The organism is uncultured Paraglaciecola sp., from assembly GCF_943787955.1.
GTDB lineage: Bacteria > Pseudomonadota > Gammaproteobacteria > Enterobacterales > Alteromonadaceae > Paraglaciecola.
The window spans coordinates 74776-89958 of the sequence record NZ_CALSOK010000013.1; the positions used below are offsets into that span (position 1 = coordinate 74776).

Annotated in this window: 16 protein-coding genes; 6 read left to right on the plus strand and 10 right to left on the minus strand. The window is 39.3% G+C overall.

Features of this window, described 5'->3' with window-relative positions:
* Positions 1-17: 17 nt before the first annotated feature.
* The 3 genes from Q0Y52_RS12375 to Q0Y52_RS12385 all read right to left on the minus strand — a co-directional run bounded on the left by Q0Y52_RS12375 (position 18) and on the right by Q0Y52_RS12385 (position 1984).
* On the minus strand, positions 18-929 hold the full coding sequence (locus tag Q0Y52_RS12375; protein ID WP_297821991.1) for a universal stress protein: 912 nt from the start codon (positions 927-929) through the stop codon (positions 18-20).
* Positions 930-1008: 79 nt separating this feature from the next.
* Entirely contained in the window at positions 1009-1476 is a 468-nt protein-coding gene (locus Q0Y52_RS12380; protein WP_297821994.1) for a c-type cytochrome, read from the minus strand.
* Between the two features lie 235 nt (positions 1477-1711).
* Positions 1712-1984, minus strand: coding sequence for an RNA-binding protein (locus Q0Y52_RS12385; RefSeq protein ID WP_297821996.1), 273 nt, complete (start codon positions 1982-1984; stop codon positions 1712-1714).
* 840 nt (positions 1985-2824) lie between these two features.
* On the opposite strand from Q0Y52_RS12385, the gene Q0Y52_RS12390 reads away from it, so the two are divergent.
* On the plus strand, positions 2825-3676 hold the full coding sequence (locus Q0Y52_RS12390; RefSeq protein WP_297821999.1) for an alpha/beta hydrolase-fold protein: 852 nt from the start codon (positions 2825-2827) through the stop codon (positions 3674-3676).
* Between the two features lie 142 nt (positions 3677-3818).
* Here Q0Y52_RS12390 and Q0Y52_RS12395 read toward each other — a convergent pair whose 3' ends face one another.
* From Q0Y52_RS12395 to Q0Y52_RS12425, 7 genes are all read right to left on the minus strand, one after another.
* Positions 3819-4670 carry a mechanosensitive ion channel domain-containing protein gene (locus Q0Y52_RS12395; protein ID WP_297822001.1) on the minus strand — a complete coding sequence of 284 codons (852 nt, stop codon included), beginning with the start codon at positions 4668-4670 and terminating at the stop codon, positions 3819-3821.
* 176 nt (positions 4671-4846) lie between these two features.
* On the minus strand, positions 4847-5383 hold the full coding sequence (locus tag Q0Y52_RS12400) for a DUF2780 domain-containing protein (protein ID WP_297822003.1): 537 nt from the start codon (positions 5381-5383) through the stop codon (positions 4847-4849).
* Positions 5384-5488: 105 nt separating this feature from the next.
* On the minus strand, positions 5489-5923 hold the full coding sequence (locus Q0Y52_RS12405) for an MOSC domain-containing protein (protein ID WP_297822005.1): 435 nt from the start codon (positions 5921-5923) through the stop codon (positions 5489-5491).
* Positions 5924-5935: 12 nt separating this feature from the next.
* Positions 5936-7291 carry an MATE family efflux transporter gene (locus Q0Y52_RS12410; protein WP_297822007.1) on the minus strand — a complete coding sequence of 452 codons (1356 nt, stop codon included), beginning with the start codon at positions 7289-7291 and terminating at the stop codon, positions 5936-5938.
* 173 nt (positions 7292-7464) lie between these two features.
* Positions 7465-8685: a molybdopterin molybdotransferase MoeA gene (moeA, locus tag Q0Y52_RS12415; protein ID WP_297822009.1), complete on the minus strand. Its 1221-nt coding sequence runs from the start codon at positions 8683-8685 to the stop codon at positions 7465-7467.
* Between the two features lie 123 nt (positions 8686-8808).
* Positions 8809-9183 (minus strand): TraB/GumN family protein, encoded by a 375-nt coding sequence (locus Q0Y52_RS12420; protein ID WP_297822408.1) that lies wholly within the window; start codon positions 9181-9183, stop codon positions 8809-8811.
* 44 nt (positions 9184-9227) lie between these two features.
* The gene (locus tag Q0Y52_RS12425) at positions 9228-9383 is read right to left on the minus strand and encodes a hypothetical protein (RefSeq protein ID WP_297822011.1); all 156 of its coding nucleotides are present in this window, start codon (positions 9381-9383) and stop codon (positions 9228-9230) included.
* Positions 9384-9513: 130 nt separating this feature from the next.
* Here Q0Y52_RS12425 and Q0Y52_RS12430 point away from each other — a divergent pair, with 130 nt between their 5' ends.
* From Q0Y52_RS12430 to Q0Y52_RS12450, 5 genes are all read left to right on the plus strand, one after another.
* Complete coding sequence (locus Q0Y52_RS12430; protein WP_297822014.1) at positions 9514-9753, plus strand: transposase; 240 nt, start codon at positions 9514-9516, stop codon at positions 9751-9753.
* Positions 9754-10193: 440 nt separating this feature from the next.
* Positions 10194-11627 carry a cytochrome c peroxidase gene (locus tag Q0Y52_RS12435; RefSeq protein WP_297822016.1) on the plus strand — a complete coding sequence of 478 codons (1434 nt, stop codon included), beginning with the start codon at positions 10194-10196 and terminating at the stop codon, positions 11625-11627.
* A 369-nt stretch (positions 11628-11996) separates the two neighbouring features.
* The gene (locus Q0Y52_RS12440; protein WP_297822019.1) at positions 11997-12128 is read left to right on the plus strand and encodes a hypothetical protein; all 132 of its coding nucleotides are present in this window, start codon (positions 11997-11999) and stop codon (positions 12126-12128) included.
* Positions 12129-12468: 340 nt separating this feature from the next.
* Complete coding sequence (locus Q0Y52_RS12445; RefSeq protein WP_271863599.1) at positions 12469-12807, plus strand: PQQ-binding-like beta-propeller repeat protein; 339 nt, start codon at positions 12469-12471, stop codon at positions 12805-12807.
* 772 nt (positions 12808-13579) lie between these two features.
* Positions 13580-14989, plus strand: a complete 1410-nt coding sequence (locus Q0Y52_RS12450) for an SDR family NAD(P)-dependent oxidoreductase (protein ID WP_297822022.1) — start codon at positions 13580-13582, stop codon at positions 14987-14989.
* The last annotated feature ends 194 nt before the right edge of the window (positions 14990-15183 follow it).

Consider the following 15183-nt stretch of genomic DNA (forward strand, 5'->3'; position numbering starts at 1 on the left):
TTATGCCTTAATGCTAGTTATACGTTTGGTTTTAGGGTCAATATATCGCAGCTCATATTCGCTAAAACATGCTCCGCTGTATTACCGATGAATGCCCCTGATAAACCGGTTCTGCCAACCGTGCCTAAAATAAGCAATTGTGCATCAATTTTCTTTGCAATTTTAGGTATGGCGATGTCCGCTCGGCCCTCTAACACGTGGTAGGGGCACGTAAACAAATCATGTTCTTTAAGCAAGGTTTCCATTTTGTTTTTATGAACTTTAGTGGTCTCAACTTTAATGCTCTCAAAATCGATATTAGACCAACCTACATCCATAGAGGGCGCCATATTGGGCGTCTCAAAGGCGCTGACGCTGTGTAATTGAGTTTTAGTCACATCTGCAAGCATTTTCGAATATTCGAGTATGTTGTGATTGAGTGCGATGTGCTTTTGGTCTAGGACAGTGGGGTCTATGGCTGCCAGTAGCGGTTTGTTCACCCAATTTGAGTTTCTCACGAGCAAAAGAGGGGCTTTGCAATAACGCAGCAAATGTCTATCAACTGGCATGGTAAAAGGATTGATATTAGATGCGTCGGCCGAAATTCGTTTGATGACTAAATCGGGTTCAAGCTCATCAACTATTTCTTCTATAGCTTCATGTAACTCTCTATGCCAAGCGACATTCACACTGCAACTGATACCTTTTTGATCCAAATTTTCGGCAATAGTATCCATATATAAATACCTATCTGCCATATATTGGCTTTTCATTTCTTTACGATGTTCACTGGACAATACATCGGTTAATTCCATGACCGGTTCGTAAATTGAGTTAAATAAATGGATATGAACGTTATCAAATTCGGCAAATTTTAGTGCCCGCTCTAAGGCTGGGTGTTCAGTATGTCGGCCACTTATCACCACTAATATTCGTTTAGGTGTTTTCATTGTTACCCTCCCAAGAATTTAACTTCTTGAATTATAATCAGCACTAATCTGAGTCCCTTGATACATAAAGATACCCGTGTCACAACATTCTATATTGGCCATAATGTGTGTAAGTAATTGGTTTAACCTCATACTTAGGTTGCAAAAATGCGACTAAATCAATCAGTTCCTGCACTGTCATAACGTCATTAAATAACCGCATCTTTGAACTCCCATCATCATTAATGAGTTTTTCTTCAATAGACTTGTTTCTGGGTGCAAATTTATGGGAAGGGTTAATGACAGACGTCACTAACTGAGCGTAGGTTTTGATTATAGCGGAGGTGCCACCTAATGGGACTAGCGTATCAAACTCTTTGATTAGCGATTCATCTTCATAGCCTTTTAAAGCATGGCAAGCCTGACATTTATATTGCATAAACACCTTTTCACCCTTTGCGATATCTCCTTCTGGTAAACTAAAGCCTTTAGGGGAATCAGGGCCATAACTACAAGAAGCCATAACAAAAAGTAAAATAATTGAGGTAAACAAAATTAACGTTTTCATGTTGATGCCTTATCTTTTTTGCTATTAGACTAGGCATTAACATAAGGGAAAAGTCAGGTGAAGTGGATAAGGGGTCGTGTTGTTTATTGATAGGGATCAAAATTGTTGATAAAAGCCATAAACACCAATGTCTTAATGCTTGCCATCAGTGAGACCGGTTTGCTGACAATCAAATAAAAAATAGATAGCAACCACTAAGCGTACTTTTAAGTATATTCGTTTGCAATTTTTTGAGCTAATCGGTTTTTGGTTTAGCTTGAGTATCAGCCTTTTCTTCAGCGTATTTAACTCTAATTTTGTTAGCACCTAACATACTGTCATTAAGATTTTTTACGGCGACCTTTGCTTCGCCAGCTTTAGGCATTTCTATAAATCCAAATCCTTTAGATAAACCATTAGATTTTTCTTTGACTATATCGCTAGATTGCACTTTACCATGTGCTTCAAAAGCAGTTTTTAGTTCTTGCTCAGTGGTTTCTCTATCAAGATTTCGGATTAATATTTTCATTTAGCTTGTCACTTATGGGTAATAATTATTATTAGAACACGATGATAACAGCTAAATGTTCACCAAACGATCTGATTTAAAAAACTGATTACCTCATGTGGAATAACAATATGCTATCAATACGTATGCAACCTAGTGTTAGCCAACTGTACTTAGGGGTAGGATTTAGCGAGCGTTATCGATGGAATTATTTAAATATTTTAAACAAATTTAGCAAAGTGGGATAACAATATTTTGTCTATTGTTATCTGGGTAACTGATATTGCATGTTAATCTGTGCTTAAAAAAGAACCATCAACATTAACAGATGCACAGTTTAATGGTTCACCAGCCAAATGGGCCGGTCATGCATATTTTCTAATCCCACTTCATTTCAATGATCGGCACGAAAATGTTAAAGTGGATTATGGCGTTAAGCCTCGTGATAGTTATGTCTTTGTAAATGTACCAGAGTAATATTTACAACTTGGCATTCAACAACATCTAGTATTTTTTTTGTATTAAAGTCAAATTTAAAGGTGCCAGACTCTTAGTATATATTCTGAGATATTGCACTTTATGTGTTAGAAAAAGGCTTAGATGGGTTTTGCTATCAAATTTAAGAAAATCATTAAAATACTGGGCAACGTATGTTGCATTATTTTGAAGGTTACGCAGACCAGCGCATAATCAATCTTGCTATTGAGTTAACTGCTGCAACGCTTGGCAGATTAAAATTAACTACAAGGGATATTTAGGCGTGGATTTATTAATTGGGACACAGATAAACCTGATAGTTGAGTTAGAATTAGGCGAAATGGCGTTAAGTGAAGTGCTGATGCAATCTGTGGTGATGCAGTTATGAGTAAGAAGCTAATTATAAGAAGCATATTATTAATCTTCGCTTTGTTTTTGTGCGCTTGCGGTGAGCCGGAAAAAACCTCCACCTCGACTGGCAATGTTCAAGTGTTGCCTTACCAATTTATCATGCCAGAACTAGATAGACAGCGCATTATTCGATTGTATTTACCACCCAGTTATCAAGATTCAGACAAACGTTACCCTGTCATTTATATGCATGATGGGCAAAACTTATTTGATGATATGACTGCACTGGCAGGGGAGTGGGGAGTAGATGAGTCACTCAACCAACTTGCTGCAAAAATGGGATTTGAGGTAATAGTTATAGGAATTGATAATGCTGCAAAATTCCGTATGACTGAACTTTCACCATGGGAAAATAAACGTTTTGGCGAAGCACAAGGTAAGCAATATATGAACTTTATTGTAGAAGTCGTTAAACCTTATATAGACACCAATTTTCGTACTAAAGCAGACCGGTTACACACTGCTATTATGGGTAGCTCTATGGGCGGATTGATCTCACACTACGGGGTTCATGCTTATCCAGAAGTTTTCAGTAAAGCGGGTATCTTCTCGCCATCTTATTGGTATTCGCAAGATGTGTTTGCTTTCACTCAATTTCAAAAAGTCCGATTGGATGCTCGTTTATACGTAATGTATGGCGACAATGAAGGGAATGGCATGATAGCTGATACCCATAAAATGCAGCGGCAACTCAGACATCAAGGTCATCCTCGGCAAAATACCCTGTTTAAACGTGTGCCTAATGGCGAACACAACGAACAACTCTGGCGCACAGAATTTACTGAAGCCGTTCAATGGTTATTTCAACAAGAGCCTGCCTTCTAAATTATCAACCCAAAATAACAAACAATGCTCTTCTTTTACTGTTGCTGATAAGCAATACTCAATCAAATTGAATAGGCGAATATCACTTTTAATACTCAGTGAGTCTAAGCTTTGAATACGCCTATTTTTTGAATGATTAAGGTTAAGGATTACCTAAGTCTTGAGCACTTTCTTGGATCATATGTATATCCCGTTGCGGGAATGGAATAGTCAAACCTGCGTCTTCAACTGCAGCCTTAAGTGCTGGACGTATATCAAAGAATAAATCCCAATAGTCATCGGTTTTTGCGAAAGCTCTGACTAAAAAGTCAACTGAGCTGGTACCTAAATCAACTACAGCGACTACATTGCCTTCGTCTTGTAATACTCTTGAGTCCGCTTTTAAGAGCGCTTCCATTGCTGCCTTGTCTTTTGCGATATCATCAGAGTAAGAAATACCAATGGATATCTCAACCGCCCTGACATCACTTGCTGTGTAATTAATGATGTTGCCATTTGCTAAAGGGCCATTGGGGACTATGATAATGCGTTTGTCGAAGGTCATAAAGGTAGTGACGAAAATACCAATGTCCGTAACTACACCTTCTAAACCTTGTGCTCCTAAGTAGTCGCCTACTTTGAATGGCCGGAATATTAAGATCATCACAGCACCCGCAAAATTTGACAGACTGCCCTGAAAAGCAAGCCCCACGGCCAAACCTGCGGCACCTAAAATAGCGATAAACGATGTAGTTTGAATACCGATCATCGATGCGACGCTGATCACCAATAATAATTTTAGTACCACTTCAAAAATATTGGTTAGAAATTTTGCTAAGGTTTCGTCTGGTAAACCTTTCACTGCACTACGTCTAACACCATTACTCAATTTACCTATTACCCACAAGCCAACCACCAGTAAGACTATCGCAAGTATGAATTGGGTGGAGTATTCTGTGCCTAAAGTAATTGCTTTGTCATAGAAGGTTTGTAATTGCGTTTCAACGGAGTCCATAGTGTTCCCTTAAAGGTGTGGATTAATTCTTATAAACTGTGGTTCGAATATTGGTATTGGACAAATATATTTTTGTTTTTTTTTAATGTAGATATGTATTAAGAAAGAATTCTGACTAATTATCAGATGATTAGATGTAAAAAGGGCTAGCTATAAGTAGTCAGCCCATTTAAATATTATAGAGTTAAGGTGTTTAAGCCTTTCATTAATTGCTCTTTGATTTTTTGACCCTTATCTGTATGTAAGTATGCTTTGGCACCATTTACAACTTGCATGATCATTTCTGGGCTTAACCCTAATGCTTCGAATTGCTTTTTTAAGTCGTTGACTGCTTTTAACGAAGTATTGTAATTGGCTGCTTTGTCCATCAATCCGCCTAATCCACCTTCAGGCGTCATACCGCTGATATCTGGTACTGCACCCAATAAGGAGTCGAGGCCAGGAAGTGAATCACTTAAACCGCTGAATTGTTCAGCAGAGATGTTTTCTTTAGCATAATTAAAGACAGACGCTAAACTGCCTTTTGCTTGAGATTCATCGATGCCGACAGATTCGCTGACCGAGCTAATCATATCTGTTATGTTTGGTATGGCAGGTGTTTCTGCTTGGATACCAAACATACTCTTAATAGAATCGAGCCAACCTTCGGCGTGACTTGGTGGTGAAAAGGCAAAGGCGGATACAACGATAAGTAAATAAGAGAGTTTCATCATTAATTTTCAACTTAGTAAGTGAATAACTTCAATAATAATAAACCCAAATACATGATCACGTTAATAGATTTTAAAGAAAGACCAAAATCTTAGTATCTCGACTGACTAAATGATCATCATTTTATCGCCGACTTTTATCCTTCCATCGGCAATGACGCGACAACAAACACCGCCGCGCCAATCAGGTACGAGGGCTTGGGTTAACCCTTGATGTTGGGCATCCATTTTTGGGCAAGGGTCAGTCTCACCAGTGACGTACAAAATACATTGACCAATCTTGATTTGTTGACCGACCATAGTTGCATCAAAACTAACGCCGTCGACCAATAAATTAGCTCGCCTGACTGTCCATGGAAGTGTGGTAGCTACTTCATCACAAGCAAGTTTCCACTGTTCAATACTCATTACCGTCACCTGACGTTTGCCTGGCTTACCTCTAAAGTCACCATCTATGCCCGCCACTTTGCTTACCATAGTCTCTACCTTCCTTTGCATCGGGGCTCTAGATTTAGGGCGAAATGCGATATCCAATAACTGCATACTGTTTCCTATTTAAAGGTTAATGGGCTGGAATGGTCTTTTTTGAATATACCTGAGCCGTAGCCCTAAGGTTACCGCTGCGGTACTTAAACCACATATAAAGCCTATCCAAAAACCTGCGGCAGCCATTTTAGGCACTATCCAATCAGTTAACCCCAACACACACCCGATTGTCATACCGACTACCCAATAAGATATAAAGCTTAAATAGAACATAGCTGTTGTGTCTTTGTAACCGCGCAGCGCAGTGCCTGATATAACTTGAATTGCGTCTGAAAATTGAAACATAGCAGCCAACAATAAAAGACCTGATGCCAACTCAATCACAGGTGGGTCAATACTGTATAACTTAGCGATAAACTCACGGCCAATAACAGTTAGGCAGGCGGTGAAAACAGCAATGCTGATACCCAAAAAGAAAGCACATTTTGTCGCGATTTTTGCCTGTTGAGGATCTTGCTCACCAAGTAAATGCCCAATACGAATACTGGTTGCCATTCCAATACTTAGGGGGATCATAAACATCAATGCAGAAAAATTGAGTGCCACTTGATGGGATGCCACCGCAATGGCACCAAAAGGCGCAAGTAAAATGGCCACTGCTGCAAATAAGGTGACTTCAAATAGTATGGTCATAGCGATGGGTAATCCCAATTTCATACATTCCATCATGTTTTGATAATGTGGGCGATATAGCTTGGTATACAAGTCATACTTTGCCAACTTTTTGGACTTGAGTGTGTATAACCAAGTAGCAATAAACATGGCCACAAACACTAAGGCTGTGGCCACACCACAACCGGCACCGCCCATTTCTGGGAGGCCAAACTTTCCATAAATTAATACATAGTTAGCCGGTATATTGACCAATAAACCAATACCCATAATGAGCATGCTAGGTTTAGTAATAGACAATCCTTCGCAGTAATTTCTGAGTACTTGATACAAAGCAAAGGCAGGCATCGAGTACAAAATATAATGAATGTAGTCAATGGTAATACGCCGTAAATCCTCATCCATTTGGATGTATTGCATCAAAGGTTCAAATACAAAACCAAATAACACGGCAAGAATAGAAAAAGCCAAGGCTAGCCACACCATTTGATGAGTATAGTTAGCCACTTTATCAAACTGTTTTGAGCCATTAAAACGAGAGATGATGGCTGGCAGTGCAAGGGTGATACCCTGAATAAACACGATTATCGGCAGAGTAAAACCAAACCCTATTGCCACCGCTGCCATATCGGTTGCTGAATAACGGCCTGCCATAATTGTATCTGACACCCCCATCAAGGTCTGGGTGATTTGCGCGACCAGCAAAGGCCACGCTAGATGACAAATTGTTCTTAATTCTTTCTTAAATGCCACAAATCTTACTTCTTATTGTTGTTGAAAACGAAAGTTTTTCTAATTACAGAGAATACTGTGTGCCGCGCGCAATAGTTACGGAAGAAAGAGAACAGAGCGTTTAATTTTTTATTATTTTATGTGAAGAAATATGCTCTTAGTTTGTTCGTCTATCTTGTCTAGTGGCAACTGGCTCAAAACGGCTGTATGTTAACTGCCTCACCTTCTTGAACGTCTCCTGTATCTTGTTCTAGTATCATATAACAATTGGCATGGGCGATGGAACTCATGATACCGGAACCTTGTTTGCCATTGGGCTTCACCAAAAGTTCACCTTGTTCGTCACGGTAGAATAACCCCCTTTGATAATCGGTTCGTCCCGGGCGTTTACGAATAAGACTGGCGGCTTTGGCAACAAAATGTGGTGCAGGTAAATATGTTTGACCACTTAATTTTTGTAATACCGGTTTAACTAGCTGCTCAAATGTCACATAAGACGACACAGGGTTACCGGGCAACCCGCAAAAGAAAGCGTTACCCAATTGTCCAAAAGCAAAAGGTTTGCCAGGTTTAATCGCCACCTTCCAAAAATTAATAGAGCCCAGCTCATCCAAAATTTCTTTTACGAAATCGGCATCACCAACCGATACCCCACCGCAAGACAACACTAAATCACAATGATTACCCGCTTTTTCAAAAGCGGCTTTGAGGTCGTCTTTGTCATCTTTGACAATGCCAAGATCAAACAGAACAACGGGAAATGTTGTGAGTAATGCGCTAAGTGCATAACGATTACTCTCGAAGATAGCGCCATCGGTAAGAGGGTGACCAGGGTGCGTTAATTCATCACCCGTAGCAATTAGACCTACTTTGATATGACGAATGACTGATATTTCAGCTATACCCACAGAAGCAATTAATGCTAAATAGGCTGGGGTGAGCTTAGTGCCTTTGGTTACCACAACGCTGCCTTGCTGAATATCCTCTCCCGCTTTTCGAACGCTGTTACCCCATTTAGGTATTTGTTTGAAAATAACTAAACCGTCTTGAGTTTCTGTGTTTTCTTGCATTACCACAGAATCAGCCCCTTGCGGGATAACGGCACCTGTCATGATCCTGATACATTGGCCAGCTAACACTTTATGTTTAAAAGGTGCACCAGCCAAAGCTGTGCCCACTAATTGTAGTGGGTTGTTACCTATCAGATCCTCGCAGCGCATAGCATAACCATCCATGGCTGAATTATCATTGGGTGGCACATTAATGTTGGACACCACATTCATGGCTAACACTCTGCCCAATGCATTTTCCAATTCTATTTGCTCACTTTCTAAAACTGGAATAACTTGGTTTAGCATAGTGGAAATCGCAGATTGAATAGGTAAGAGTCCGGGGCTATCGCAGGTTTCGATCATAGGTTTCGTTATTGTCAGTATTGTCAAATCAATAGGTGATTATCGCAAAAAAAACGATAGAGGGTGAGCAAATTTAAAAAGACAGGTATAAATGTCCAGTATTTTGATTACCGTTTAAATTTTTTAGATTTTGTAGCCTTTAGCTTTGAGTTTTGCTAATACACTATTAGGCCCTGAAAGATGCAATGCGCCAACCAATATAAATTCTGTGGGGTGGTAATCGAGCATGTTCACAATCTTAGGTAACCAATTGTTGTTGGGTGTTACCAGCAAGTTTTGATAAATAATGGGGTAGTCAGCTTTAAAAGGTGTGATGCCTACATCGGCCATATCTTGCATATCACCTGTAAGCCAAGTCGAATGTAACTTCGCAAACATCTCCGGCATTTTTTTTATATCTTTTAAGGTGTATTGAATCATGGCATTAGGATCGTCACTGCTAAATTTAGCGATAAACGCCAGTTGTTCATCAGGTGTTTCTAGCCAGCCATGTTCGATAAACCCAAAGGTTAGCCAATATTAATTAAAAGTTGATTCGACTGCTAGGGCTTCAGCTCATTTTTATAGGGTGAAAGTAATGAACTGGTTGTATCCAAATCATTAACAATATGCTTATCCACCGACTTGTTATCATCTTTATCCATAACAACCACAACGTGATTGTTTGAATGTATATCAATGCCGGAGTAATATGACATCTCAGCCTCCTAGTTTAATTTCCACTTATGCTGTAAGTATTTTAACCAAACTAAAACAGGAGGCTGGCTAGAGGATTAACAGCTCCAAATTAAAGGCTAAAATTAATTGAAACTCATCAACTAAGTCATTATGCCAAGAGACTCGGTGGTGGATGTGCCGGAACACGTTATTCAACGAATTAACAACCGGCAAGTGATCTTTGTTGATGATGGTGCTATGAAAACCTGTATCACATGGTTGAAGGAGTATACCGATAAATTCTATTTTGCTATTCATGCTAGAGTTTTAATGACTAACCCCGTTCACATTCTGTGTTCGCCAGATCGTCAATTCTCGGTTTCGAAAACGATATTGGGACCTAGTCTGTAATACGTTCAGTACTTTAACCGTCGTTATAATCGTTTGGGTACCTTGTAGGAAGGACTATTTAGGTCATGCTTAGTGCAACCAGAAACCTACATAATCGAGCTGTAACGTTATATTGAAATGAATCCCTGTCTGGGCTAGTAAAGTTCAGGACCCAGCGGATTATTCCTAGTCCAGTTATCAATGTAATGCATTAGGCAAAACACAGGAGATATTATTTTACCAAGCTTTGTTTAATTATTATGTTGTAAGTAAAATTTTGGAGATTATCAGACAAGCGAATATTAAGGGGGTGGTATTAGGTCATAAATAGTGTTATGTAAGAAGATATATAATATTTAAGAATATAAAAAAGAGTTAAGGCTCTAGGATGTAGAAAACCAATTGGGAAAAGCTGGTTAATTAGCTTTATTTGACACTAACCTATTTAATTTTTTAGTACTATGATTATAAAAAATATACCCATCAAAAAAATACTCAGTTTATTATTTATAAATATTGTTATCGCAGCTTGTGGCAGCGAAAACAATAATAATGACCAACTTGTTAACATTCCTACTGCAGAGCTTACTGCATCTGAAATATTGAAAAAAACGATTGTTGAAGAGTCGTCAGGTTTAGGCTTGAGTGCTTTTATCCTTCCAGATAGCGACGATTTTGATAATATTCCTCAAGATATGAGTAATCCACTTACTGCAGAAAAAATAGCTCTTGGTCAAATGCTTTATCATGAAACAGCTTTGGCAACTGAAGGAGTAAATGAGAGCCGTTCTGGTACCTGGTCTTGTGCAAGTTGCCATCATGCAGCATCAGGGTTTAAAGCGGGTATCCCTCAAGGTATAGGTGAAGGTGGAGAGGGTTTTGGGTTAACAGGAGAAGGTCGCGTCTTTGCAGACGGTTTTGATAAATCGTCTGAAGACCCAAAATTTATTCCAGATGTTCAGCCATTAACGTCCCCAGCAGTTCTCAATGTGGCGTTCCAAGATGTTATGTTATGGAATGGTCAATTTGGGAATGCTCTTGATGGTATTGTTAATGCCGCTATTGCTGTTGAAATACTTTCTACCCAAGGTACCCCAAAAGCAGTCAATACACGTCAATTATCAGGTGTCGAGAGCCAAGCTATTGCCGGCACAGGTGTGCACAGATTAAAAACCAGTGATGACTCTATCGTTCAAACCAATCCTGAATATATAGCCCTATTTGAAGCCGCTTTTCCTCAAGGAACCGATGATGCGACAGTAGATGCCGGTAAAGCTATCGCAGCGTTTGAGCGTACAATTTTAGCAAATCAATCACCTTTTCAGATGTATTTAAAAGGTGATGAAGAAAAAATGAATTTAGAAGAAATTAAGGGTGCTACACTTTTCTTTGGTAAAGCAGGTTGCGTTGGATGCCATAAAGGTCCGGGACTCAGCTCAGATGTAAGAGCAACCGAGGAAGAGATGTTTTTCTCGGTTGGCTTTGCCGATTTTGATCCTAACAACCCACAAATAACGGGCACAGTGGCAGATGCTGATAGTCGTGGACGCGGAGGGTTTACCGGTGAAGAAGCAGATGATTATAAATTCAAAGTGCCACAACTATACAATTTAGCTGACACTAATGTGTTTGGTCATGGAGCATCTTTCAATTCAATACATGACGTAATAGCTTATAAAAATACCGCTGTTGCACAAAAAGTTTTGCCTGCTGGCACCTTAGACCCCCGGTTTGTGGCTATTGGCTTGACCGATGAAGAAATTGATAAGCTAACAATTTTTCTGGAAACTGGATTATATGATCCAAATTTAAATCGATATGTTCCTAGCGCTTTGCCTTCTGGTAATTGTTCTGTAGTAAATGATAATGTTGCTAAGATAGATTTAGGGTGTTAAATCAGTTATTCGCTTTGAAATTTTGAAATGAAGAGGGTGAAAATGTTAAACAAACCTTCAGCCAATTCTTTATTAGCCTTGCTTGAGAATAAAATTAATAAAAGGGGGCAGAACCAAATTACACATCAACCAGACACCTATAATAACGAGTAGCCCAAAAACTGTTTTCGATTGATTATGATGAGTATATTTGTGACTTGAAACTGACTGGCTGTCGATGTTTTACTTCAAATGTAATGTCTTTTTTTACTTTGTTATTGTATGATTTTTCTCATGATTTTTATATTTTTGATGCGATATTACAAGCTGTTATAGTTTTATCAAATTTAGAAATTAATTCAAACTCATCGCAATTAAAGGAGAAAATAGATGAGTAAAGTAGCAGTGGGAAATAGCCCTGCAACGAAAGGGGCTGCCAAAATAGTTTACATACTTTATTTGGTTAGCTTACTTTTTGGTATAACTGGGATCATTGGCGTTGTGATGGCCTATATCAATTAAGACGATGCACCTGAATGGGTACAAACACATTATCAATTTCAAATTAGAACTTTTTGGATTGGCGCTCTTTTTATTTTTTTGGTTCAATTTTATCTGTAATCTTAATTGGTTGGTTTTTGCTTCTGCTTTGGGTGGTTTGGCTAATAGTTCGTTCAGTCAAAGGCATGAAAGCTCTTGACGAGGAAAAGGCTATTGATAATCCAACTAGTTGGTTTTTTTAAAAGCCAAATAATTTGCTCAAGCAGGAAAAATAACAATTGGCCATCGCTTCACGATTATAGCCGACTATTATTTACCACCTAGTGAGGCGTTATATACTGTTCTTTGAATGGAGATATTTATGAATAAATTATTCTTGGGAATTAAGAGTCATGTTGTTTGTATAAATAAGAAAGATGGTGAACAACTTTGGGCAACCAAATTGAAAAGTTCAACTATTACGAATGTGTATTATGAAGATGAAAAGGTATTCGCATATTCAGGCGGACACCTTTTTTGCTTAAATTCTTTAGACGGTTTGATTGTATGGGAAAATACTTTGAAGGGTTTTGGGTATAGCACTTGTATAATAGCCAGCGAAAATCAAAATGGTGCAGTCATAGCAAATCAAATTGCAGCCCAGCAAGCGATTGTGGCAACAGGTGTCATTGCAGCAGGCACAACAAGTCAGAATGTTTAGTCTACATATAACAAGTTAGTTAAACGCACACAAACAGATGGCTTTGCTCGTTCATCGTTATTGTAGCTAGTCATTTTTTAGCGCTTAGTAAAGCGTTATACTGACTGCGATTTGTGTTGAGAGTATGCGGCAGGGCAGGTTAAAGGCTTGTATTTTTAACAATTTGAATAATGTGTTAAAAATGATAGCTATTCAATCTTATGGTGTTTTTTTCGATATTATATTATGGAGTTAGATATGGATGTTTATAGTGTTTTAAATTGGGGGTCACCACTTGGACTCGCATTGTTTTTTTTCTTTTCTTGTTCAGGTGCCGGTATTTTATTTTGGGGAATATCCCATTTAATAAAAAGCAATAAAGGTGATGTTTAAGGCAACAAAGCCAGCATAACAAGCTGTTTAACTGGGATAAACTCAAGTAGGCTTTTGCTCCTTGGCCACTCATTTTAGCCAACTATATTTTGCCCCTAAAATAGGTGATGTATTTATGTCAATAATTAACAATGGCGAAGCTATTCAATATTACTTCGCCATTTCAATTAGGGGATCTGGGATTTGTTAGTTTTATTACTTACCACACTCGAAAGCGCGCAAAACAAGACTTGCAGCTCAGACACCAAATCGGACGTTTGATCAAGAGTATTGTGAATCAAGCCAGTTGATCCCTCTGCATACTTCCTTTCTTAGTCGCCGCACATCATTCAACTCATCGCTGAACTAAAATACCCTTCGCGGTGTATTTTTAAACTATCTGTTAACGACGGAATGTAAAGTGAACAATATTATTACTCTAGATAAAACTATTGAAGTGACACGCAAGCTCCATGAGGTATTTATCTACGTGAGTGAGTTCTCACGTATTGAGCAATGGGATCCTGCTGTAGCTAAAGCTTCGAAGCTATCTAGTGGGAAACCCGGCGTTGGCAGTCGCTATCAGATCGACATGAAAGCAGGCTTTAGTCTGTACTACGAAATTATTGAATTTGAAGCTAATAAGCGCCTGCTAATGTCGGTCGATTCAAAACTATTTACAGCCGTAGAAGAAATTGTATTTACTACTACCGATACCGGTACCAAGGTGCGTTATATCGCTAATTTTAGCTTCCCAGCGCCCGTAGCGATTATCAGTCGATTAAATCCTGGGGTAATGGATAGGGTTGGCAACACTGCGCTTGAAGGCTTAAGAAAAGCGTTAGAAGACAATTTCACTGCTCCCAAGGCGTCAAAAGTTCTGGCAGTCGCCGACAAGCTAATACTGCCAGGCGTCTGGCGATTTACTCGCTTGGGTTATACAACATCTCGTAAGCGCTGGAGCGCACTGTCGGCTTATATGAATGATCGCCATGCAGTCATAACAGGTGCCACTTCTGGTATTGGTCTGGCAGCTGCGAAACAATTGGCTGAACTTGGCGCAGAGTTAACATTGGTAGTACGTGATAAAAACAAAGCTCAACAAGTTGTCCGTGAATTAATAGAGCAAACTGGTAATACTCGGATCAATATAGAGTTTGCCGATATGTCGCTAATGAAAGATGTACATGCGTTGGCAGACCGTTTACTTAAAGCAGGTAAACCGGTTGATATATTAATTAATAATGCCGGCGCTTTGTTTAATCCTCGCCAACAAACCACTGAAGGTTTAGAGCAGAGTTTTGCCTTGTTGCTACTTGGGCCTTATATCCTTAGTGAACGATTGCATCCATTACTGGCAAAGTCTGAGTCAGCAAGAGTTGTTAATGTACTGTCGGGCGGAATGTACTCGCAAAAAATTCAGGTCAACGACTTACAAAGCCAGCGCGGTGAATACTCAGGCTCTACTGCATATGCAAGAGCAAAACGCGGCTTAATGATTTTGACCGAAGAATGGGCTAAGCGCTGGCAAGGTGATGATATAAGCGTCAATGCAATGCATCCTGGCTGGGTAGACACGCCTGGGGTTGTCAATGCTTTGCCAGAGTTTTATAAAGTGACTAAGTGTTTACTGCGTACGCCTGAGCAAGGCGCGGATACTATTACTTGGCTAGCCGCTGCTACAGAAGCGAGTCAAGTCTCTGGTAAGTTTTGGCTAGATCGAGAGCAGCACCCTAGTCATCTTTCAAAACGTACAGTTGAAACTGCCGCTCAGAGAAACCAGTTACTAGTGGCGCTGGAAAAATTAGAAAAAATAACCGTAGCGACTTAATGAAAACGACGCACATAAAGCGCACGGTTCAGAATAAAATGATGAAGAATGTTTTTTACGAGATGTTACAACGAGTGGTGCCAGCATGACTCGCTGCGGGGCAGCTAAGACAGCACTAGCATAAAAGTCTGTTAAGGCAAATTTGACCATGAATCACCCCAACCAATAAGTCGGGGTTAATGCAAATAACTTTC